Genomic DNA, 23,176 nt, shown 5'->3' on the forward strand with positions numbered 1-23,176 from the left:
AGAAGGATAGCGGGAAGGTGGATTTCTAAGTTAGTATCTTAGTTTTGCTCTATCTTAGAAATGAATTGTATTCTCTTGCATTTGAAGTAAAATCTAAAAAAATTCCAAGATTCACTCGAAATTTTATTCCCAAACAAAAAAACAATCCGATGCCAAAATCGTTCAGATTTTTCATAAAATTTGCAGAAAATAGTTGACTTCTCCTTCTTATTTCTTTAAAATAGTACAAAACTAGAAAAAGGAAAAAATCATGACCAAAACAATTCTTGTTACAGGTGGAGCTGGCTACATTGGCTCCCATACCGTTAAAGCTCTTTTAAATGCTAGCTATCAGGTACATGTTCTAGATAATCTCTCTACAGGAAATCGAGCGGCTGTAGATAGTCGTGCTAGCTTTAAACAACTGGATGTTTATGATGCTAATGCCTTAAAAACTTACTTGGAAGAAAACAAGATTGACGCTGTTCTGCATTGTGCGGGTGAAATTGTTGTGAGCGAAAGTATTGAAAATCCAAGTAAATACTTCACTGCCAATGTTGCGGGTATGAACCAAGTTCTCAAAGTCTTATCTGAAGTTGGTATTCAAAAAATCATGTTCTCTTCGACTGCTTCCCTCTATGGTAATAACTGTATTGACAAGCCTGCAACTGAAGATACCCTGCTCGACCCTGTCAACCCTTATGCAGAAACAAAACTGATGGGTGAACGAATGATTTACTGGATGGCCAATCGCTATAATTGGAAATATGTCATTTTCCGTTACTTTAATGTAGCTGGGGCTGAAATGGATGCTTCAAACGGTCTGCGAGTGAAAAATCCAACTCATATCATTCCAAATATCAACAAGACCGCATTGGGACAAAATGATAGCCTGAAAATATTTGGAGATGACTACGATACACGTGATGGTTCATGTATTCGGGATTACATTCATGTCTTGGACCTTGCACAGGCTCATGTTAAAGGAATGAACTACCTATTTCAAGAAGACAGTTCTTCTCAAATCTTTAACTTAGGAACTGAAAAAGGCTATACCGTCAAAGAAATCTTTAAAACTGCTGAAGAATTACTGAATCAAAAAATACCACACGAAATTGTTGCTCGCCGTGCTGGTGACCCAGCTAGCGTCCTAGCAGACGCATCAAAAGCTAAAAAATATCTTGATTGGAAGGCTAGCTACTCCCTCGAAGATATTATTTTATCAGATTATCGTTGGCGTGTTAAAGAAGGCAAAAACATTTTGGAATAGGATAACAAAGGAGAAAGCCTTGGCGCTCTCTCCTTGTTTTATTCATTAAATTGTCAGAAAATTTATTGACAGATTAAATAAATCATGTTACAGTAATATCCGCAGGTATCTTTCAGTACCAAATCTACATGAAAGGATGGGGTATGAAACTTTCTCATTATTTAATTGGCTTACTTCTACTCCTAGTCTTTCTCTCTATTAGCATTGGGACCAGTGATTTTTCATGGGGAAAACTCTTTGCTCTGGATCATGAAACTTGGCTTCTCTTTCAAGAGTCCCGTCTTCCAAGAACCATCAGTATTCTCCTGACGGCCTCTAGTATGAGTATGGCAGGACTTCTCATGCAGACTATCACTCAAAATCAGTTTGCTGCTCCAAGCACAGTTGGAACGACTGAAGCTGCCAAACTGGGAATGGTGCTGAGCCTCTTTGTCTTTCCGTCGGCTAGTCTGACCCAAAAGATGCTCTTCGCTTTTGTTTCATCCATCGTATTCACCCTCTTCTTCCTAGCCTTTATGACTATTTTTTCTATAAAGGAAAGGTGGATGTTGCCTCTGATTGGGATCATCTATAGCGGGATTATCGGTTCTGTGACAGAAGTTATCGCCTATCGTTTCAATCTGGTTCAGAGTATGACTGCCTGGGCCCAGGGCTCCTTCTCCATGATTCAGACTCATCAGTATGAATGGCTTTTCTTAGGCCTCATTATCCTGATAGCCGTTTGGAAATTATCCCAAACTTTTACCATCATGAATCTAGGGAAAGAAACCAGCGAGAGTTTGGGGATTTCATACTCCCTACTTGAAAAACTGGCCCTCTTTCTGGTGGCGCTAACGACAAGTGTCACCATGATTACCGTGGGTGGCTTACCATTTCTCGGAGTTATTGTTCCCAATCTTGTTCGTAAGCACTATGGAGATAATTTGAGTCAAACCAAACTCATGGTCGCACTGGTTGGGGCCAATCTAGTTCTGGCCTGCGATATCCTCTCTCGAGTCTTGATTCGACCCTATGAGTTGTCTGTCAGTCTTCTACTAGGAATCATTGGTAGCCTCGTCTTTATCCTACTTCTATGGAGAGGGGGACGAAAAGATGCAGTCTAAAAGCAAACATACCAAACTCTTCTGGCTTCTCATTATTCTGGCCATCGGAGCTTGTCTCCTCTATTTTTGGCCCATCACCCACCTGTCTGCCTTTGCCTGGAAGCTACGTTCCCAAAAGATTGTCGTTTATCTCTTGGTAGCTATCGCGACAGGGATTTCGACCATTAGTTTTCAAACACTGACGGAAAATCGTTTCCTGACGCCAAGTATTTTAGGAATCGAATCCTTCTACGTCCTACTGCAAACTCTACTACTGGTTTTTGAAAGCAAGTTTCTTCAACTTGGCAAGTCCCCTATTTTAGAATTCCTAGTTTTGTTTCTGCTTCAATCCCTCTTCTTTCTTGCCTTACAAGGCTACTTGAAGACACTGATGAAGCAAGATTTGGTCTTCATCCTGCTAATCTGTCTAGCACTCGGAAGTCTCTTTCGAAATATCAGTACCTTCCTTCAGGTCTTGATGGATCCAAATGAATACGATAAACTGCAGAACAGTCTCTTTGCCTCCTTTCAGCATCTCAACACTTCCATCCTAGCCATTGGTTCTCTGATTATCCTTGCTTTGACCATCTTTTTCTTTCGGAAAGCAGTCATTCTGGATGTCTTGCACCTGCAAAGAGAAACGGCTCAAATATTGGGGCTCAATGTGGAAAAAGAACAGAGAGAACTCCTCTGGGGCATCGTGCTTTTGACTTCAACAGCCACCGCCTTGGTAGGTCCTATGGCTTTCTTCGGCTTTATGCTGTCCAACCTCACCTACCTGATTGTCAAAGACTATCGGCACAAGTTACTCTTTATCGTAGCCATTCTGGTTGGATTTATTAGCTTGACCTTGGGGCAAGCCTTGATTGAACGAGTCTTTGCGCTGGAAATTCGCATCAGCATGATCATCGAAAGTGTAGGAGGTCTCCTATTCTTTATCTTACTATACAGGAGGGCGCGTCAGTGAAACTGGAAAACATTGACAAATCCATTCAAAAACAGGATATTTTGCAAGACATTTCACTTGAAATCAGTCCTCAGAAACTGACAGCCTTCATTGGTCCAAATGGTGCTGGAAAATCGACTCTCCTCTCCATCATGAGCAGACTGACCAAGAAAGATCAGGGAATTCTCAGTATCAAAGGCCGTGAAATCGAGAGTTGGAATTCGCAAGAACTAGCCAAAGAACTGACCATCCTAAAGCAGAAAATCAATTACCAAGCCAAATTGACGGTGGAAGAACTGGTCAGTTTTGGACGTTTTCCCTACAGCCGAGGTCGACTGAGACCAGAAGATTGGGAAAAAATCCGAGAAACTCTGGACTATCTGGAACTGACCAACTTAAAAGACCGCTACATCGATAGCCTGTCTGGAGGCCAGCTCCAACGGGTCTTTATAGCTATGGTACTGGCCCAGGATACAGACTTTATCTTGCTAGACGAACCACTCAACAATCTCGATATCAAGCAAAGTGTCAGTATGATGCAGATTCTCAAGCGACTGGTGGAGGAACTCGGCAAGACCATTATCATCGTCCTCCACGATATCAACATGGCCAGCCAGTATGCAGATGAAATTGTCGCCTTCAAGGACGGCCAAGTCTTTAGCAAGGGAACAACCAATCAAATCATGCAGTCTGATCTGCTCAGTCAACTCTATGAGATTCCCATCACGCTAGCTGATATCAATGGCAAAAAGATCTGCATCTATAGCTAGTAACATAGAAGCTCAAGTTAGAGAACCTTCAGTCTCTTAGTCAATAATACCTAGAGACTCCCTAAATCGTTATCACATTTTAAAAAGGAGAAATTATGAAAACATCCCTTAAACTTTACCTCACTGCCCTAATGGCTAGTTTCTTGCTCCTACTTGGTGCATGTAGTACAAACTCAAGTACCAGCCAGTCGGAGACAAGTAGCTCTGCTCCAACAGAGGTGACCATTAAAAGTTCACTAGATGAGGTCAAACTTTCAAAGGTTCCTGAAAAAATTGTGACCTTTGACCTCGGTGCCGCGGATACTATTCGCGCTTTAGGTTTTGAAAAGAATATCGTGGGAATGCCTACAAAAACTGTTCCGGCTTACCTAAAAGACCTAGCTGGAAAAGTTAAAAATGTTGGTTCTATGGTTGAGCCAGACCTAGAAGCCATTGCTGCTCTTGAACCAGATTTGATTATCGCTTCACCACGTACCCAAAAATTCGTAGATAAGTTCAACGAAATCGCTCCGACTGTTCTCTTCCAAGCAAGCAAAGACGACTACTGGACTTCTACTAAGACCAACATTGAATCCTTAGCAAGTGCCTTTGGTGAAACTGGCACACAGAAAGCCAAGGAAGAATTGGCTAAGCTAGACAAGAGCATCCAAGAAGTCGCTACTAAAAACGAAAGTTCCGACAAAAAAGCCCTTGCTATCCTCCTCAACGAAGGAAAAATGACTGCCTTTGGTGCCCAATCTCGTTTCTCTTTCTTGTACCAAACCTTGAAATTCAAGCCAACTGATACTCAATTTGAAGATTCTCGCCACGGACAAGAAGTCAGCTTTGAAAGTGTCAAAGAAATCAATCCTGACATCCTCTTTGTCATCAACCGTACCCTTGCCATCGGTGGTGACAACTCTAGTAACGACGGTGTCCTAGAAAATGCCCTCATCGCTGAAACTCCTGCTGCTAAAAATGGCAAGATTATCCAACTAACACCAGATCTCTGGTATCTAAGCGGAGGCGGACTTGAATCAACCAAACTCATGATTGAAGACGCACAAAAAGCCTTGAAATAAGCTGCTTCAAACTCAACTAACATCTTTACATGATAAAACGCATCCTATCAGTACACTCAAACCTGATAGGATGCGTTTTTATCATTTCACTAAAATATTTTTGCCCAGCCTCATTTTTCTTCTTGATTCCGTTTGAGTGAAAAGTGGTCTGGGACGGGGTCCTTACCTGTTTTCGACCAGGGATGGCAACGTAAAATCCGAGCCAAGCCCATCAAAACACCCTTGAAGCCATGTTTTTCAATAGCCTGAATCATATAGTTTGAGCAGGTAGGCTCAAAACGACAAGAGGGGGGAAAGGCTGGCGAGATAAACCGTTGGTAAAAGCGCACAGGCGCTATTAAGATTCGTTTCATTATTTCTTGGTTACAGCCATGGTATGTAGTTGGCTGATTTCTTTTTTATTAAGGCGACGAGATTCTCCCGGACGGAGACCTGTCAAGTCTAGATGTCCGAAACGAGTCCGTGATAACTTATCTACTTGGAGACCGACAGCTTCAAACATCTTTTTAACCTGGTGGTTACGCCCTTCATGGATAGTCAACTGCACCACAGAGCGGTTTTTGACTGGATCCACTTTGAGAATCTCATAGACAGCCGGCTTGGTTTTCTTACCATCAATCTCAAGTCCACGGGTCAAGGGGCGGAGATTATCCTTATTGGCCACACCTTTAACACGCGCGACATAAACCTTGTCAATCTCATTACGTGGGTGAATCATCTCGTCTGTAAAATCCCCGTCATTGGTCAAAATCAAGACACCTGATGTGTCCCAGTCCAAACGACCTACAGGGTAGATACGCTCCTTCACGTTGGGCAAGAGGTCAACAACCGTCTTGCGGCCCTTGTCATCTGTCACACTGGAAATCACACCGCGTGGTTTGTTAAGCAGATAATAGACCTTTTCTTCATTGTAAATAGGTTGACCTTCAACTTCGACCTTGTCGCCGGACTTGATGGTCGTTGCTAGTTCACGTACCACTTGGCCGTTAACCGTCACCAAACCTTGCTTGATCAGCTCTTCTGCTTTTCTCCTACTGGCCACACCTGCGTGGGCAATATACTTATTGATTCTCATCTTCTTCTATCCTTTCACCAAATAATTGGCTTTCTTGGGCTTGAATCTCAAGCTCATCAATCACTGGTAATTCTTCCAAATGATTTATCCCCATGTAATCTAGGAAATAATCTGTAGTCACATAGAGGTTGGGGCGACCCAACACTTCTTTTTTCCCGTCTTCTCGTATCAAGTCAAAGGCCTGCAACTTTGCCAAGGCCCCACTCGAGTTGACCCCACGAATGGCATCAATCTCTATCCGTGTGATGGGCTGTTTGTAGGCAATGATGGACAAGGTCTCAAGGGCAGCCCGAGATAAACTCTGGTTGATAGGTGCCTTGGAATATTCCTTCAAAATCTCTGAAAACTGAGGCTTGGTCACCAATCTATAAGCACCACCTGTCTCAATCAGAGCCAAGCTGGAATCTGGGTCCTTTTCATACTTCTGGGCTAATTTTTCTAAACTCTGTTGGAGGCCTGTCGGTGGCAGAGAGAGGAGTTCAGCTAACTGGCGGACTCTAATCCCATCTTCACCCGCTACAAACAAGAGCGCTTCTATTTTTGCTAAAGTACTCATCTTTCCTCTCTATCAAGTCTAGCTTTGGGCCACTTGACTTTCTTCCTTCTTTTCCATGAGATAGATATCTCCGAAACTCTCCTCTTGCATGAGAATCAGCTCCTGGATTTTGATTAACTCTAGGGTTGCCAAAAAGAGGGTAATGACCTCTTGGAGATTCTGGGCTTCCTTAAACAAATCCTGCAAGCGCAATTGATCTCGTCCAGTCAAGGACTCTTTTACGATGACCATCATGTCCTCAATCTTATACTCATCCCGCAAGATAGTCGTGTGATTCTGTGCAAACTCCTCTTTTTTCTTGGCTAGGATATTTGAAAAAGCCAAAAAGAGGTCAATGGTCGTCTTGTCATGCACAAGCTCCGCATCTTCGTAAATCAATTCTGTCGGCGCTTTGGAATAGTGCTGGGCCCGTTCTTGGTGCTTGGCTTCCAAGTGTTCACCCAAGAGCTTGAATTTGCGGTATTCTTCGATTTGGGAGAGAAGGTCCTGCTCTAGATCGTCCTCCAAGTCGGTCACTTCTGCTATCTTTGGCAAGAGCTTGCGACTCTTGATCAACATGAGCTGACTGGCCATGACCATATACTCTCCCGTCACTTCCAGACGCATGGCCTGCAGGGTTGAGACATAGGCTAGATATTGTTCGATGACTTCCGTAATGGGCACATCGTAGATATCCATCTGGTACTTAGAAACAAGGTGCAAGAGCAAGTCCAGGGGCCCTTCAAAATCTTTTAATTTAATATCCATTATCTATATTTTTCTAAGGTCAGGACTGTTTTTAATCCTAATTTTTTTGCAATTTCGTACAAATCGACCTTGTTTTCAATTTGTCGTAGAATGAACTGTTCCCGCAATGCTTGGGCTGATAAGGCTGGAAAACCTTTCTCCTTGACAAAAGCTTCTAACTGACGAAAGGCCCACTGACGGGAATAAGCTTTCCCTCCCCTTTCAAAGAGATAGGTCTGCCCCATCAAGGGTTCCAATTCTGAAAGCAAGGTCGTGGGAATGGTGACAATCCTCTGTTGGGAAGCCTTCTTGATTCGCAACACCTGAAAGTCCAGATTGATATCCGCAACCTTGAGAGCTAAAATCTCACTCGGCAAGAGGCCCATTTCTAGGATTAAGAGCGCTAGCAAGCGACCCTCTGGATAGTCGCTTTCCTGCCAAAAAGAGTCTAGGTCTAACAATTCTGGCTTTTCGGTCTTCTTTTCAGCTTGTTTAGCTAATTCCAAGCGGTAAAAGCTATCCACTTCTCCTTTTTGATAGAGAAAGTAGAGAAATTGGTTACAGGCCGAAATCTTTCGCTTCTGGGCGCTGATCTTTAGATTGGTTAGCTGGGCTTGGTAAATCTTGAGACTGGTCTCAGAAATCCGCTCGCCTACCAAATCTAAAAACTGTTCTAAATCATACTTATAGGACTGCTTGGAATTGACAGACAAGCCTTGCTTTTCTTCTAAAAAGGCTGAAATCCTATCTCTCATTTGCATCGAATCTCATATTCCTTACTAAAGTCATGCAAGAGGGCATTGACTGCCTTTAGGATGGACTTGCGCGTGATAATTCCTTGGAAAATACCAGACGCATCCACAACCGGCAAGAAGGACTCATCTACCAGCTTGTGCAAGACCTCCGTAATGGTAAAATCAGGCGAGACGACCGCTACGTCCGTTCTCGTCATATGAACGATATCCGTATCTGCCATGATTTCTTGACTCAAATCATGCTCCATCTGATAAGCCATAATATCTCTGAGCCCAATAGTTCCAACAAAGTGTTTTTCATCTGTCACAACAGGAACACGGGTATAGGTCATCTGACTAAGCAAGAGTGTCGCATGATCCGCATTGTGAGTATCAATCAACACAGCTAGATTTTTAGCAGGAGTCAAAAAAGTTTCTTCTTGCCCCAACAAGAAAGTCTCAAACTCCTTGGCAATCATCGGCTAAACTCCTTGGACAAGCCCGGATACACCTCATGGTCTCGTGTCAAAAAGTCCACTTTGAAATAACTGTCATCAATCTCCACACGAGCATAGAGACATTCTCTGATGGTCCCACGTGGTTGACTGATGGAACCTGGATTTAGAAAAAGAGTCTTGCCTTCCATCCAAGCACTTGGCACATGCAAGTGACCATAGAGGCAGATATCGGCCTCTTCCTCCTGAGCCCAGTAGTCCAACTTTTGAAAATTGAAATTAATGTCAAACAAGTGACCATGTGTTTGGATAATCTTGGTCGAACCAAGCTCAGTCACCAAACGTTCTGGGTAACCTGCATAGAAGTCCATATTCCCTTTAACAACACGGATGCCTTCCCAAAGGGGAGAATCAGGACGCAGTTCAGAATCGCCGTTATGAAAAACGGCATCAACTTTGCCTACATAGCGATCACGGATTTCTTCCACAATCAAGCTATCGCCATGAGAATCGCTCATTACAATGATGGTTTGCTTTGCCATGATGGAAATACCTCCAAAAGTTTCTTAACGGCTAAGGCACGGTGAGATTGACTATTTTTTTCTTCAAGGGTTAATTCAGCTGAGGACTTGCCTGTCTCTCCTACCAGGAAGAGAGGATCGTAACCAAATCCATTTTCACCCTTAGGTTCAAAGTTAATGTAGCCTGGCCAGTCTGCTTCAACAACCAAGCTTTCCTTGTTTGGACTGGCCACGACTAGGGTTGTATGGAATTGAGCCGAGCGGTCCTTGAGTTCAAAGACCATGGCCAATTCGTGCAAGAGTTTGGCATTGTTTTCACGGTCAGTAGCTCCCACACCTGCGAAACGAGCTGACCAGACACCTGGCAAGCCACCAAGGACATCGACTTTGAGACCTGAGTCATCTGCCAAAACCATCTTGCCCGTTAATTGAGAAATAGTTTCTGCCTTGAGGCGGGCGTTTTCTTCGAAGGTCATGCCTGTTTCTGCTACTTCAGGTAAGTCAGGATAGTCATTAAGATTTTCCACATCGTATCCTAACTTGTCAAAGATAGCTCGAAATTCCTTGGTCTTGCCCTCGTTACGAGTCGCAATCAACAAGGTTTCTCTAACCTTGTTTGTCTCAAAGAAGTCGTGAACATTGACCCCTTCTTTAGGCAATTCCACATACAAGAGTTGCCCATTTTCAACCAAGAGCAGGGCCCCTTGACGTTGAATGACTTCCAAGTTACGTCCCATTTCTTGGTTGAGGATATCTACCACAAAAGACAATAAACGGTAGCGAGAACCATAGCGTAAAACAGCAACTGAAATCGGGAAACCTCGTTCCTCGTCTCGAAAGATTTTGGCCAATCCAACCAGAGGGAAATCCAAGTCTTCATCAGTCAACGTCCGGACGCCACCAAAAATAGCATAGGACCCGACATACCAGTCCTGGTCATCCTTGTATTCATAAATTTTATTTGTCATAATTCTACATGCTCCACATGAATCTCTTTTTCAAGCCATTCTTCACCAATTTGTGCAAAACTTTGGCTGCTGGCTGTTGTGTAAAAACGGTGATGGAGTGGTCCGGCATCGCGACCACGATTGATTTCAAAATAATTAAGTAAGACTGAGATATCCCGTACGCACTCTGCCCCACTATCGATGAGCTGAACCTTGGGTCCCATGACATTTTGAATAATGGGTCTGAGGAGTGGATAATGGGTACAACCCAAAATCAGGCTATCCACCTTTCCAACCAAGGGACGTAGGGTTTCATAAACTACTTTCTTAGTGACACTGGTTGACAGAGCCCCAGACTCCACCAAGGGAGCAAACTTGGGACAGGCCAAACTCTCCACCTGTAAGTCCGGATCCAGATCATTGATTTTCTGTCGGTAGATGTCAGATTGTACCGTCATAGGCGTTCCAATGACTCCGATTTTCCCACCTTGGCTGGACTTGATGGCTGCCGAAGCTCCTGGCAAAATTACACCTAGGACAGGAATATCTAGTTGAGCCTTGATTTCTTCCCAGACGACCGCAGTCGCTGTATTACAAGCAATGACAATCATTTTGACATCCTTGGTCAAAAGAAAGTTGACCAACTGCCAAGTATATTCACGAATTTGCTCAGCAGGACGGGGCCCGTAAGGCGCGCGTGCCGAATCTCCAATATAGACGATTTCTTCATGGGGAAGTTGGCGCATGAGCTCGCGCACAACGGTCAAGCCCCCGACACCCGAATCCAAAAAACCAATTGGTCGATTATCCATACAGTCTTCTTTCTAGTCTTTTTTCTGATTGATAGTTCATTATGATTACTTGTCTTTATGAACTGAAGAACAACTTCATCAACAACTATCTCTCTTAATCATAATCAAATATCAATAGAATGCAAGGAAAAAGTCTCATCCCTAAAACCATAGCCAACATAGTGAGAAGTCTGGAACTTTCATCCCAGACTTTTCCTTATTTATTTTTTCTTTTTATTGTTAGCAAGGGCTGCCTTTTGTTGGCGGATGATTTGGTGGTAAACTTGTTGTACCTTAGCTTCGCTTGGTTTTTGACCATTTGCACTCAAAAGAGTACGAACTGCTTCAGCATTCAAACGTGGGTTGTCAGCGAATTCTTTTTCAATTTGCTTACGAACCAAGTACATTCCTCCAAGAGCTCCTCCTAGAAAAGCTAGCACAATCAATACAATTGCTAAAAGTAAATCCATCATTTTTCTCCTGTTTCTTTTTGAGTCTCTTTCATTATACCACAAACTAGCCACCCTGACTAGTTTGTTTTACGCTTTCAGGGATGGAATAAATAGCAAAAAGAACCCTGCTTTTCTGCAAAAGAGGGCTCCTTACTGAGTTTATACTCAATGAAAATCAAAGAGTAAACTAGGACGCTAGCCGCAGGTTGCTCAAAACACTGTTTTGAGGTTGCAGATAGAGCTGACACGGTTTGAAGAGATTTTCGAAGAGTATTAATTTCATATTTCTGCCTATCCATTTATACTAATAAAAGACTGAGACACCAGATCTCAGCCTTTTTCTTTATCCCAAAACCAATTCATCACTGACCAGACTTTGACCACTATTTTTCTGGAAGAGATGCATGAGATTTTCAACCGTCAGATGCTTTTTCTCCTCTCCCTTGACATCCACCACTATCTTACCCTGATAGAGCATAATGATACGATTGCCGTACTCAATCGCATGGTTCATATCGTGGGTAATCATCAAAGTCGTCAACTGATGGTGTTCCACAATCTTTTGCGTCAAGTCCATCACCATTTGACTCGTTTTCGGATCAAGCGCCGCAGTGTGTTCATCCAAAAGCAAAAGTTTAGGTTTCACCAGAGCTGCCATGACTAGGGTCAAGGCCTGTCTTTGTCCTCCTGAAAGGTATTGGGTATCCACTTTCAAGCGATTTTCAAGGCCAATATTCAACTCTTTCAAGGCCTCTTGGAACTGGATTCTCTCCTTCTCCTTCACGCCCCAACCAAGCCCTCTCTTCTGCCCACGTCTCAAGGCAATAGCCATATTCTCCTCAATCGTCAAACGAGAAGCTGTTCCCATCTTAGGATCTTGAAAAACACGGGCAATATCCTTGGCTCTCTTTCTTACACTAAGATTTTTAATGGATTTGCCTGCCAATAAAAGGTCCCCTTCATCCACCGATAGATTGCCAGCCAAGATATTCATCAAAGTGGATTTCCCTGCTCCATTTCCACCAATCACAGAGATAAAATCTCCCTCTTCAACCTCTAAGTCTAATCCTTTGAGGACATGGTTCTCATTGACCGTCCCTGCTTCAAAGGTTTTGTGAATATTTTCAAGTGTTAACAAACTTGCCATAACTTTCTCCTCCTATTCATTTCTCAGTTTCAAACCACGAATCTTTAATCTCTTTTGCAGTTCTGGTGCAAATAGAACCAAGGCTAACAAGATTGCATTAAAGAGACGAACCAAATTTTGATCTAGATTTGGAATTTCATAGATATTTAAAATAATCAAACGGTAAACAATAGCACCGATTCCGATGGATAACAAGCGACCTCCAATGGTCAAGTCGTGTATCAATACTTCTGCAATAATGACTGCACTCAAGCCAACAACGATGGTTCCTGTCCCAGAAGTCACATCTGAAAATCCATCATTTTGAGCGAACAAGGAACCACACAGGGCAATCAAACCATTTGAAATCATGTAAGCAACAATCTTCATGGTGTCTACATTGACCCCATTAGCCTCACTCATAGGAATATTGTCCCCAGTCGAACGCAAAACCAAGCCAATCTCCGTTTTCATCAAAAGAGTCAAGACCAAACAAACAAGTAAGAGACAAACCAAGCTGAGCGTGAAAACAGCTTCTTCAGTTGTCATCCCCAAGCTCGCTAATTGTTTAAAGACAGTTGAAGAATCTCCCAAGGAAAGATTAGGCACACTTCCCATGATTTTAATATTGATTGAATAAAGCCCTGTCAAGGTCACAATCCCTGTCAAGAGAGCTGGGATTTTCATCTTGGTGTGGAGCATTCCTGATACAAGACCAGCTACCATACCTGCCAGCAAAGCAAGTAAGGTCGCAATCCAAGGATTTGTCCCTGCCTGTATCTGCGATACAACGACAGCTGCCCCCAAAGGAAAGGCTCCTTCAGCAGTCATATCCGCAATATCCAAAATACGGAAAGTCAAGTAAACTCCAATGGCCATAATCGACCACAACAAACCTTCTGATAAACTAGATAATACAAAACTCATCTTAAACCTCCCTATTCCTTGCTTTCCAACTTACTAATATCAATTCCTAGTGCATCTGCCATTTCTTGATTGGTATGCAATTCCAGTTTTTCAGGCAACTCAACTGCTATATTTTCTGGTTTCTCACCTTTTAAGACACGAATCAACATGCGGGCTGTCTGCCGTCCCAATTCTTCATAATTGGTACCGTAGTTATACAAACCACCAACCGCAATCATTTCCGTTGAGCCACCGAATACTGGAACCTTGTGTTTAATAGAAACCTGCTTAACTGTTTCCATGGTTGACGAAATGATATTGTCCGTTGGTACAAAAACCATATCCACTTCTGCCATCAAACTCTCTGCTGCCGCTTTGACATTGTTACTGTCCAAGATTGTTTTTTCAACAACGGTAAAGCCTTTTTCTTCCAGAAGTCGCTTAGCTTCATCCTTTTGGACAACTGAGTTTGGCTCGCTCTGAGTATAGAGGATTCCAATTGTTTTAGCTTTTGGCAACACTTTCTTTATCAAATTGATTTGGGTTGAGATAGCATCTGATGACTGATCACTTGTTCCAGTTACATTGCCCCCAGGATGCTCTCTTGACTCTACCAACTTGGCACTGACAGGGTCTGTTACAGCTGAAAAGATAACCGGTGTCGTTTGTGTTGTATTAGCCAAGCTCTGAGCAGAAGGCGTTGCGATAGCTAGAACGACATCACTAGATTCTGCTAGTTGCTGGGAAATCGTTTTTAGGTTTCGTTGTTCTCCCTGTGCATTTTGCAAATCAATCTCGATATTTTTCCCTTCAGCATAGCCTTGCTTGGCAAGCTCATCCACAAACCCTTCTCTAGTAGCGTCTAAGGACTGGTGGGTAATAAATTGCGAAATACCGATACGAAACACATCTTTTTTCTTATCTGCCTTCAACTGATGCAAACTAATCAGAGAGGTCAAGAGAATCCCCACTACCAAGAGAGGGGCTAGTAATTTTCGAACAACTTTCATAATGAAACTCCTTCTCAGAAAAGATAAAACAAAAAACCGCCTAGATAATATCTAAACGGATGCTTGAAATAAGCTAACAAGTTACAACTTAGCTAGTCCATTTAGATATTCATCTATATGGACCACAATCAAAAATCTTAGCCACATAGATACAAACAAATTGCTTGAACTGTTTGCATCCATGGTGACATGTCTACAAACACTATCTAAAGTAGCTAAAGTAAAAGTTTTGATTCATCGTTACAGCTTGTCTCTTATTCATTTCTTTTTCTGCTTTCTTTTTTGATGTTTCCTATCTTACCACCTTTTTCATCAGCTGTCAAGAATATTTCAGAATTTTTTAAAATTTTTCGAAAATTCTTTCAGGATACTTTCAAAGATTTTTTCAAATCAGTCCAACAAAAAAAGGTTTATAATTCCCATAAAAATTGATATGGAAATTATAAAACCATTATTAGTTTAACCCTTGTTGGTAACGCGCTAATTCGGCTTGGTTAGCCCAAACATAGTGACCTGGACGGATTTCTACCATAGATGGCTTATCAGTCTCATAGTCGTGTTGACTTGGGTCGTAAACCTTCAAGACCTTCTTACGTTCCAAGATTGGATCTGGGATTGGTACCGCTGAAAGCAAGGCTTGAGTATATGGATGAATTGGATTGTTAAACAATTCTTCTGTTTCTGCAACCTCTACAATAACACCCTTGTAAATAACTGCGATACGATCTGAAATAAAGCGAACGACAGACAAGTCATGGGCGATGAAGAGATAGGTCAAACCAAGTTCTTTTTGGAATTTTTTGAGCAAGTTCAAGACTTGAGCACGCACAGAAACGTCCAAGGCTGAAATGGGCTCATCCGCAATAACAAAGTCTGGTTGCATGACCAAGGCACGGGCAATACCGATACGTTGACGTTGACCACCTGAGAATTCATGAGGGTAACGAGTCAAGTGCTCAGCAAGAAGCCCCACTTCACGGATAATATTTTTAACTTTCTCTTTACGTTCTTCTTCATCCTTGAACAGATGATGATTGTAAAGACCTTCAGAAATAATATAATCAACAGTCGCACGTTCATTCAAACTTGCGGCAGGATCTTGAAAAATCATCTGGATACGACGAATCAATTCTGCAGCTTGTTCACGCGATTTCTTACCATTAATCTTTTGACCATCAAAAATGATATCACCATTACTTGTATCATTTAGACCAATGATGGCACGACCAATAGTTGTTTTCCCACTACCTGACTCACCTACAAGCGAGAAAGTTTCTCCCTTGTTGATAAAGAAGTTAGCATTTTTAACCGCGACAAACTTCTTACTTCCTTCACCGAAGGAAATTTCTAAATCTTTGATTTCTACTAATTTTTCAGACATTTCCTTCCTCCTAGTCAGCCAGATGGGCAAATCCCATTTTTTCACGGATCTTATCATGGAGATTTGCAATCACAGCTGGTTTTTCTACTTTTGGAGCATCCTCATGAAGTAGCCAAGTTTTAGCCCAATGTGTCTCTGATACTGAGAATTGAGGAGCTTTTTGTTCAAAGTCAATCTGCATTGCATAGTCAGAACGCAAGGCAAAGGCATCCCCTTTCAGGTCAGTATAAAGTGACGGAGGTGTTCCTGGGATTGAGTAAAGATCCCCTTTATCATCAGCAAGCTGAGGCAAGCTAGACAAGAGACTCCATGTATATGGATGGCGAGGGTCATAGAAGACTTCCTCAACAGTTCCATACTCAACGATTTCTCCTGCATACATAACCGCTACCTTATCCGCAATACTTGCTACCACACCAAGGTCGTGGGTGATAAAGATTGTTGTGAAATGGTACTCGTTTTGTAAAGATTTTAGCAAATCAATAATCTGTGCTTGGATAGTCACATCCAAGGCAGTCGTTGGCTCATCACAGATCAAGACATCAGGTCGGCAGGCAAGGGCAATCGCAATAACGATACGTTGACGCATTCCTCCAGAATATTGGAATGGGTATTCATCAAAACGTCTATCTGCGTCTGGAATCCCAACCTTATTCATGTAGTCAATGGCCAATTCTTTCGCTTCTTTAGCTGTTTTTCCTTGGTGTTTTACAATAACTTCTGTAATCTGACTACCAATTGTTTTAATTGGGTCCAAACTAGTCATTGGATCTTGGAAGATAGTCGCAATCTTAGCGCCACGAATTTGTTCCCAATCCTTGTGAGAAGATAAAGCTGTCAAATCTTGACCACGGTAGTCAATACTACCTTGGGCAATGCGACCGTTTTCTTCAAGCATACCTGTGAATGTCTTTGTCAAAACAGATTTCCCTGATCCTGACTCACCTACCAAGGCTAATACTTCTCCTTCAACTAGTTCAAGGGAAACGCCGCGAATGGCTGTCAATACTTTGTCACGAACGTCAAATTCCACGACAATATCGCGAGCAGTCAAAATTACATTTTTTTCTTTTGTCATTTCTACTCCTATCTATGTGTACGTGGATCACTAGCATCCGCTAAGTTTTGACCAACTACGAAAAGGGATAAGGATACCAAGACAAGAGTTGTCAATGGAATCCAGAAGAGGTATGCATTTGTCGTTACGTTCTGAGAGTAATCTGAAATCAAACGACCTAAACTTGGAACTGTAATCGGCAATCCAAGTCCAAAGAATGAAAGGAAAGCTTCGTATGAGATAAAGGCTGGAAGCATTTGAGATGTCGTCGTAACGATAACAGATACCAATTGTGGCATAATGTTTTTTACAACAATCTTAAAGGTTGGTGTTCCAAGTGTACGTGAAGCAAGGTTATACTCCAAGTCACGATAACGCATGATCTGAATACGAATTGAGTAAGCAATACCAATCCAAGTAGTCACACTCATAGCAAAAATCAGATTCCAGAATCCAGCTCCGATTGAGTAAGTCAAGACAATGACAATCAAAAGAGATGGGATGTTTGAGATGACATTATAAACTTCCATCATCACACGGTCAACTGATTTTGAAATTCCCCAAATACCACCGACAAAAACACCGATAACCAAGTTAATCACTGTCGCAATCACAGAAATGAGGATAGAGTTACGAGCTCCGAACCAAACACCGTCAAAGAGCGATTTACCGTTACTGTCAGTACCGAACCAATGCTCAGCATTTGGCTTAATATAACGAGCACTAAAATCGTTCACTTTGCTGACATCATTGAAATCAAACTTAGAAAACATTGGGTAGATGAAACTCATCAAAATGATAGCTACCAAGATTCCCAACATGACTACAGTTGATTTCTTCTTCATAAATTGTCTAAACACTGAGCCCCAGTATGAATAGGCTGGCGCATCAATGGCTTCAGAGGCAAAATCGTCACGTTTTACGAACTGAAATTTTTCTTTATCGATTGTAGACATTATTTGCCTCCTTTCTCAGTCAATTTAATACGTGGGTCAATAATAGTCATCCAAATATCTCCCAAAAGAAGTGAGAAGATAGAAATACATGTAAAGATGAAGACAAGACCTACGACCATAGAGTTATTAGATGCTTTTACAGAGTCAATCAACATTTTACCCATACCTGGGAAAGCGAAGACTGTTTCAGTAAGGGTTGCACCACCGATAACCCCGATAACAGCACCAGGAATTCCTGAAACCAGCGGAACCATGGCATTTTTAAAGATGTGTTTGTTTGAAATTTCTTTTTCAGACAAACCTTTTGCACGAGCAAAACGAACAAAGTCCTGTGATTGCAAGTCAATCATGTAACGACGAATCCAAATAGCTGTACCAGGAGCACCCAATAAACCAAGAATAACTGCTGGTAAAACATATGAACGCCAATCTCCAGCACCCAAGATAGGGAATGAATCTGGCAAGCCGATTGAAGAACCAGCCAAACGAACGATATAAACCAAGGCAATTGTTGGAAGAGCCATCAAGAAGGTCAAAGCCCCTGTTGAAAAACTATCAATCCAAGTGTTCTTGAAGCGAGCCATAGCTGAACCAAGCGGCACGGCAATCGCATAAGAAATTACCAAACCGATCAATCCAACGACAGCAGAGCTGGCAATCATAGAAGGATATTGGTAGTTACTTTCAGTGGCTGTATAAGGATCATCTTTCCCGTAGTTGGCTACTTCACGAGAATCAGCCTGACTAGGTGATTTGTAGGTTCTTGAGTAAATATTTACAGAAGAAGTTTTCTTACCTGTTGGGAACTGAACTTGAGATGTTTTTGTTTGCCCTTGTCCTTGAGTAATAACCTGTAAAACAGGACTATTAGCATAGGTTGGATATGAATCACCCAAATTAATGTTCACAAAGTTTTGATGCACAAATGGGAACTGACTATTGAAGTACAAGAGATATTTGTGTTTTGTTCCTGAACCGACCAAGGACCATCCGATCGCTGGATCGTTTTCAAAACGAAGGTAACGTTTCAAGTCTGGATTTTCAGGGTCTTGAATTTTATTTGTATGATCAATGTCAATCAAGTTAGCATAGAAGTGAAAAACACGTTCAAAAATCGGGATTTCACGCGTAGCGTAGAATTGGCCACTTTCAGTAAATTCTCCCAGGGTCCAACCATGACCGATTTGTTTGATGTATTTTTCATAGATAGCCTTGTTGGTATCATTGGCTTCAACTGTTACAGAAGCATCCATCTGGCTAGCTTTTTCTTGCAACTCTTTGGTATCGTAGTACTCGATATAGCCCATACGCTCATAAACGGTATTCTCATAGTTATCACGTTTATCAGCAGTTGTAGCAATCTTGTTATAGTTGGTATCCTGTTTGAAAATCAATTTTCGAGGAACCATTGTATAGATAATCGTGTAAGTCAAGGTTGTTACTAAGAAGATAGAAACCAATGACCGCAAAACACGCATAAAAATATATTTTTTCATATCATTTCCTTTAAAAATCCCAAAAGAACCTTCTCCTCATGGAGAGAAAGTTCTATTGAAAATTATTTACTTCACATGACTTGCCAATTCTTTTTGAGCTTTCTCGTTTGACTCAGTCTTTTCTTTCAACCATTTTTCACGAGCTTTTTCATACTCTTCTTTGGTGATTGCTTTTTCACCAACTTCAGTGTACTTCAAGTATCCTGAATTTTCACCTTTAAGGCCGGCTACTGAATATGAAGAGCTAAATGGTAGAACTTTTGAAACATATGAAACGGCTGTTTCTTTTGGAGAAGCCATTACTGGAATTGTCAAAGCATTGTCAGTCAACCAAGCTTGTGCCACCGCGTATTTTTCATAACGTTTTTGAACATCTTGGTTTTCGCTGTTTGCGTCATCAAGTAATTTTCCATAGTCAGCTAAACCAAGTTTGCTTACTACTGATGCATCTGTGTTTTGGTCAATACCAAGGTAAAGACGAGTGCTTCCTCCCTTAAGGACGAATTGATCCAAGAAAGTAGAAGGATCTTGATAGTCAGGGTTCCATCCTAGCAAGGTATGGATATCCCAGTCTTGCTCTTTAGCTGTTGGAGCGCTAAATGAAATTGGTAAAGCTTCTGCTTGAGTCATTTGTTGTAAGTCTACAACAACATTATCTGAACCCAATACTTTTTCAATTGATTGTTTCAATGATTGAACACGGTTTACAACCGCTGTTGATTCTTGGATAACCAAGGCATCCAAGTGGATTGGGAATTCAACACCTTCAGCTTGTAGGCTTGATTTTGCTTTAGCAAAGACTTCTTTCGCTTTTTCTTCATTGTAAAGTCCATTTTGAGAATCTGCTAGAGACACGTTTGACCAAGTAGAAGAATTTGTCTTAGCCAAGCTATCTTGTACCAATTCACCAAATGTTTTCTTACCAACTTGAAGATTATAAGGTGCAAACGTATTACGGATGGCTACTGCAGCTCCATCAGTACCATTTGTTTGAGCTGAGTAAGAATTGCGATCGACAGCAAAGTTCAAGGCTTGACGGAATTCCTTGTTTAGCAATGCTTTCTGAGTAGATGTCTTTTGAGCATCACTTGTTTTGGCAGTGTGGTTATAGGTTGTACGGCCATAATTCAAGCTGACAGTTGCAACACCCGCACCTGGTTCATTAAAGTAAATGTTATCTTTAAAGTCAGCTGCATATTTTTCATATGTAGAACTTGTAGGGAAGATACGGGCCTTGCTATATTGACCATCGGCAAAACCTTTAGCAATCACATCTTGGTCCTTACCATCCCAGAAAGTGAACTTAACGTTCTCAATTTTTACATTTTCTTTGTCCCAGTAAGCATCATTTTTAGCCATCTCGATAGATGATTTTGGAGTTACAGATTTTAAGACAAATGGACCGTTATAAAGAATAGAGTTAGCATCGGTTGGGGCACCAAAACCTTCCCCTTTTGAAGTTAAGAATTCTTCATTAACCGGCATCAAAATACCACTAGTGGTCTTGTCATTCCAGAAAGTTTCTGGCTGGTTCAAAGTATATTCTAGTGTTTGATCATCAAGCGCTTTTACTCCAACGGTTGAAAAATCGCTTGTTTCACCCTTGATATAGGCTTCTAATCCCTTAATAGAAGAGCTAACGATTGAAAGTCCTTTTGATTTTCCATCTACGGCGTGTTTCAAACCAGTAACGAAGTCTTTAGCAGTTACAGGAGCGTATTCTTCTCCCTCTGCTGTCACCCATTTAGCATCCTTACGGATTTTATAGGTATAAGTCAAACCATCTTTTGAAACTGTCCATGATTCAGCAATAGAAGGAACCAGGTTACCATATTTATCATTAGCCAACAAACCATCTACAGCATTTGTTGTGACGAATGATGTTGAATCGATATTGCTGACGATATAATCCAAGGTTTCTGGATCTGTTTGATAAACATATTGGTAATCTTTTGCTAGTTTAGCATTATTTGAACTAGTGTTTGAACACGCAGCTAGAACTCCTGACGCTAATAAGGTAGCTCCCGCTACAGCAAGCACTTGACTTTTTTTCATTTATTTACTCCTCTTATAAATAAAGTATAGGTTATCATCAATTATATCATAGATTTCAAGAAAAGTAAACGAATTTTCAGAATATTTAGGCTTATTGATACAAAAAATCTGAAAAAGCTATTGACTGAAAATCATTTTCAAGGTATAATAATAAACGTTAAGGCGGTATAGCCAAGTGGTAAGGCACGGCTCTGCAAAAGCTTGATCGTCGGTTCAAATCCGTCTACCGCCTTTCAATACCGAATTTATCGGAATTTATCAAGACAGAAAGCCCAATTTAAAGGGCTTTTTTCTTTTTCCTCGAATAAATACGTATAACTTTAAAAAACTTTTGGGGCAAGGTTGGGGCTGAGTTTTTCGAGGATACTATTCCCTTTTAAAACAACTGAAAAAAGCTTTGTCACTCATGATGACAAAAGCCTCTAATTTACTCTGTTTCTTCTTCTATTTCGACTTCTGTGATCTGGACTTTTACCTTGGTAACACGTCCATTTTTCACTTTATCATTGGTTAGGATAAGCTGTTTGTTTTGGCTGACCAATTCATAGCTGAGTTTCTCAGTCGTTGGAATACTCCCAATTCCTGTCAAATAATAACCAGCGATGGTATCAACGTCATCACTTTCCAGCTCAACATCAAAGTAGCTATTAAAATCATTGAGATTCATGGTACCTTGAACGATATAAGTATCTTCTCCGATTTGATGAACTTCGATTTCAGCCTTATCTGTTTCGTCATCGATTTCCCCAACGATTTCCTCTAAGAGGTCTTCAAGTGTCACCAAACCAGCCATCCCACCGTATTCATCCAGCAAGATTGCCATTTGTCTTTGGGTATTTCGCAGTTCTTTTAGCAAGTCATCCACAAAAATAGTTTCAGGTACAAAGAGTGGATCTTGTAAAATTTTCTTCCAAACAATATTGTCAAAACCGTCCACAAAGCCCGCCTTGAGGAGACTCTTGGTGTGAATGATCCCAATCACGTTATCCTTGTCTCCATCATAGACAGGGATACGAGAATAATTTTGTTTTAAAATACTTTGGATGATGGTTTGACTATCATCCTGAATATCGACCATAAAGGCATCCGTTCGAGGAACCATGACTTCTCTGGCCATTAATTCGTCCAGTGAAAAAATCCCCTGTAACATTTCAATTTCGTCAGCATCTAGTGTTTCTTCACTATTTGTCAGCATGTACTCAATTTCATCACGGGTCATTTTTTCATCAGCATCGTCAAAGGTCATAGGAGTCAAGCGACTCAAGAGATTGGTAGATGCAGACAAGAGCCAAACAAAGGGACTAACTAGTTTCCCAAGCCCAATGATAACTGGCGCTGTACGAATCGCCAAGGCATCCTTTAGATTAAGAGCGATTCTCTTAGGATACAATTCCCCAAAAACGATGGAAATATAAGTCAAAAATGCTAAAGATAGAAAACTTGCAACGGCATAAGATGTTTCGCCATTTCCAAGCCAAGATGCAATTTCTCGTCCCAGAGTGTCTGCCAAACTCGCCCCTGATAAGATCGTAATTAGGGTAATCCCTACTTGAATGGTTGATAAAAAGTGGTTAGGATTTTCTAGTACCTTCAGCAGACGGATATAGCGTCTATCTCCTTCTTCTGCCTTTTGTTCAACCCGCGCACGGTTAAGTGAAACCATGGCCATTTCTGTGGCTGAGAAAAAAGCATTTAACACCGTCAAGATAAACAATAAAACAAATTGTAGCAACAAATTCTGACTACTTGGGTCTTCCATAGTTCTTCTCCTAAAATAGTATCTTATCCTTTATTATATCACAAAATATAGTCCAGTACATATTA

General features: G+C 41.4%; 24 protein-coding genes and 1 tRNA gene. 6 read left to right on the forward strand and 19 right to left on the reverse strand.

All coding sequences use genetic code 11. From position 1 onward, the window contains the following. Positions 1-250 precede the first annotated feature (250 nt). The 5 genes from galE to M1F55_RS05680 all read left to right on the forward strand — a co-directional run bounded on the left by galE (position 251) and on the right by M1F55_RS05680 (position 5,108). The gene (gene galE, locus M1F55_RS05660; protein WP_065427852.1) at positions 251-1,249 is read left to right on the forward strand and encodes a UDP-glucose 4-epimerase GalE; all 999 of its coding nucleotides are present in this window, start codon (positions 251-253) and stop codon (positions 1,247-1,249) included. Between the two features lie 143 nt (positions 1,250-1,392). Next, positions 1,393-2,352, forward strand: a complete 960-nt coding sequence (locus M1F55_RS05665) for an ABC transporter permease (protein ID WP_049515979.1) — start codon at positions 1,393-1,395, stop codon at positions 2,350-2,352. After that, complete coding sequence (locus tag M1F55_RS05670; RefSeq protein ID WP_049515981.1) at positions 2,342-3,298, forward strand: iron chelate uptake ABC transporter family permease subunit; 957 nt, start codon at positions 2,342-2,344, stop codon at positions 3,296-3,298. Before M1F55_RS05665 ends, M1F55_RS05670 begins: the two co-directional genes overlap by 11 nt. Beyond that, positions 3,295-4,047 carry an iron ABC transporter ATP-binding protein gene (locus M1F55_RS05675; protein ID WP_049515982.1) on the forward strand — a complete coding sequence of 251 codons (753 nt, stop codon included), beginning with the start codon at positions 3,295-3,297 and terminating at the stop codon, positions 4,045-4,047. The genes M1F55_RS05670 and M1F55_RS05675 overlap by 4 nt, the downstream gene beginning before the upstream one ends. Positions 4,048-4,142: 95 nt before the next feature. Continuing rightward, positions 4,143-5,108 (forward strand): siderophore ABC transporter substrate-binding protein, encoded by a 966-nt coding sequence (locus tag M1F55_RS05680; protein WP_049515984.1) that lies wholly within the window; start codon positions 4,143-4,145, stop codon positions 5,106-5,108. A 110-nt stretch (positions 5,109-5,218) separates the two neighbouring features. Here the strand turns inward: M1F55_RS05680 and yidD are convergent, their stop codons facing one another. The 18 genes from yidD to M1F55_RS05770 all read right to left on the reverse strand — a co-directional run bounded on the left by yidD (position 5,219) and on the right by M1F55_RS05770 (position 21,352). Then, complete coding sequence (yidD, locus tag M1F55_RS05685) at positions 5,219-5,461, reverse strand: membrane protein insertion efficiency factor YidD (RefSeq protein ID WP_000821624.1); 243 nt, start codon at positions 5,459-5,461, stop codon at positions 5,219-5,221. Further along, entirely contained in the window at positions 5,461-6,183 is a 723-nt protein-coding gene (locus M1F55_RS05690) for a pseudouridine synthase (protein ID WP_001222228.1), read from the reverse strand. The genes yidD and M1F55_RS05690 overlap by 1 nt, the downstream gene beginning before the upstream one ends. Next, positions 6,170-6,739, reverse strand: coding sequence for an SMC-Scp complex subunit ScpB (scpB, locus tag M1F55_RS05695; protein ID WP_049515986.1), 570 nt, complete (start codon positions 6,737-6,739; stop codon positions 6,170-6,172). Before scpB ends, M1F55_RS05690 begins: the two co-directional genes overlap by 14 nt. Before the next feature lie 18 nt (positions 6,740-6,757). Continuing rightward, positions 6,758-7,486: a segregation/condensation protein A gene (locus M1F55_RS05700; RefSeq protein WP_049515987.1), complete on the reverse strand. Its 729-nt coding sequence runs from the start codon at positions 7,484-7,486 to the stop codon at positions 6,758-6,760. Then, positions 7,486-8,220: a site-specific tyrosine recombinase XerD gene (gene xerD, locus M1F55_RS05705; protein ID WP_282184717.1), complete on the reverse strand. Its 735-nt coding sequence runs from the start codon at positions 8,218-8,220 to the stop codon at positions 7,486-7,488. Before xerD ends, M1F55_RS05700 begins: the two co-directional genes overlap by 1 nt. Continuing rightward, positions 8,217-8,678 (reverse strand): cyclic-di-AMP-binding protein CbpB, encoded by a 462-nt coding sequence (gene cbpB, locus M1F55_RS05710; RefSeq protein WP_000560720.1) that lies wholly within the window; start codon positions 8,676-8,678, stop codon positions 8,217-8,219. The genes xerD and cbpB overlap by 4 nt, the downstream gene beginning before the upstream one ends. Then, positions 8,675-9,196, reverse strand: a complete 522-nt coding sequence (locus M1F55_RS05715; protein ID WP_001118952.1) for a metallophosphoesterase — start codon at positions 9,194-9,196, stop codon at positions 8,675-8,677. Before M1F55_RS05715 ends, cbpB begins: the two co-directional genes overlap by 4 nt. Continuing rightward, the gene (locus M1F55_RS05720; RefSeq protein WP_000182403.1) at positions 9,172-10,143 is read right to left on the reverse strand and encodes a nucleoside-triphosphate diphosphatase; all 972 of its coding nucleotides are present in this window, start codon (positions 10,141-10,143) and stop codon (positions 9,172-9,174) included. The genes M1F55_RS05715 and M1F55_RS05720 overlap by 25 nt, the downstream gene beginning before the upstream one ends. Continuing rightward, the gene (gene racE, locus M1F55_RS05725) at positions 10,140-10,934 is read right to left on the reverse strand and encodes a glutamate racemase (RefSeq protein WP_033684754.1); all 795 of its coding nucleotides are present in this window, start codon (positions 10,932-10,934) and stop codon (positions 10,140-10,142) included. The genes M1F55_RS05720 and racE overlap by 4 nt, the downstream gene beginning before the upstream one ends. 200 nt (positions 10,935-11,134) lie before the next feature. Beyond that, the gene (locus M1F55_RS05730; protein WP_000364990.1) at positions 11,135-11,383 is read right to left on the reverse strand and encodes a YneF family protein; all 249 of its coding nucleotides are present in this window, start codon (positions 11,381-11,383) and stop codon (positions 11,135-11,137) included. Between the two features lie 325 nt (positions 11,384-11,708). Then, the gene (locus tag M1F55_RS05735; RefSeq protein WP_024057379.1) at positions 11,709-12,512 is read right to left on the reverse strand and encodes an ABC transporter ATP-binding protein; all 804 of its coding nucleotides are present in this window, start codon (positions 12,510-12,512) and stop codon (positions 11,709-11,711) included. 12 nt (positions 12,513-12,524) lie between these two features. Next, entirely contained in the window at positions 12,525-13,418 is an 894-nt protein-coding gene (locus tag M1F55_RS05740) for an ABC transporter permease (protein ID WP_247947464.1), read from the reverse strand. An 11-nt stretch (positions 13,419-13,429) separates the two neighbouring features. Continuing rightward, positions 13,430-14,407, reverse strand: a complete 978-nt coding sequence (locus tag M1F55_RS05745; RefSeq protein ID WP_024057377.1) for an ABC transporter substrate-binding protein — start codon at positions 14,405-14,407, stop codon at positions 13,430-13,432. Positions 14,408-14,861: 454 nt separating this feature from the next. After that, entirely contained in the window at positions 14,862-15,788 is a 927-nt protein-coding gene (locus tag M1F55_RS05750; RefSeq protein ID WP_001291284.1) for an ATP-binding cassette domain-containing protein, read from the reverse strand. A 10-nt stretch (positions 15,789-15,798) separates the two neighbouring features. Continuing rightward, positions 15,799-16,866 (reverse strand): ABC transporter ATP-binding protein, encoded by a 1,068-nt coding sequence (locus M1F55_RS05755; protein WP_000159550.1) that lies wholly within the window; start codon positions 16,864-16,866, stop codon positions 15,799-15,801. Between the two features lie 8 nt (positions 16,867-16,874). Further along, entirely contained in the window at positions 16,875-17,801 is a 927-nt protein-coding gene (gene oppC / locus M1F55_RS05760; protein WP_004255894.1) for an oligopeptide ABC transporter permease OppC, read from the reverse strand. Continuing rightward, the gene (locus tag M1F55_RS05765; RefSeq protein WP_000759914.1) at positions 17,801-19,297 is read right to left on the reverse strand and encodes an ABC transporter permease; all 1,497 of its coding nucleotides are present in this window, start codon (positions 19,295-19,297) and stop codon (positions 17,801-17,803) included. The genes oppC and M1F55_RS05765 overlap by 1 nt, the downstream gene beginning before the upstream one ends. A 66-nt stretch (positions 19,298-19,363) precedes the next feature. Then, on the reverse strand, positions 19,364-21,352 hold the full coding sequence (locus M1F55_RS05770) for a peptide ABC transporter substrate-binding protein (RefSeq protein ID WP_045605532.1): 1,989 nt from the start codon (positions 21,350-21,352) through the stop codon (positions 19,364-19,366). A 161-nt stretch (positions 21,353-21,513) separates the two neighbouring features. Between M1F55_RS05770 and M1F55_RS05775 the strand changes: the two genes are divergently transcribed. Beyond that, positions 21,514-21,584 (forward strand) — tRNA-Cys (locus M1F55_RS05775). Positions 21,585-21,779: 195 nt separating this feature from the next. Here the strand turns inward: M1F55_RS05775 and M1F55_RS05780 are convergent. Beyond that, positions 21,780-23,111, reverse strand: coding sequence for a hemolysin family protein (locus M1F55_RS05780; RefSeq protein WP_247947465.1), 1,332 nt, complete (start codon positions 23,109-23,111; stop codon positions 21,780-21,782). Between the last annotated feature and the right edge of the window lie 65 nt (positions 23,112-23,176).

It is taken from the genome of Streptococcus mitis (genome assembly GCF_023109235.1).
Lineage (GTDB): Bacteria > Bacillota > Bacilli > Lactobacillales > Streptococcaceae > Streptococcus > Streptococcus mitis_DA.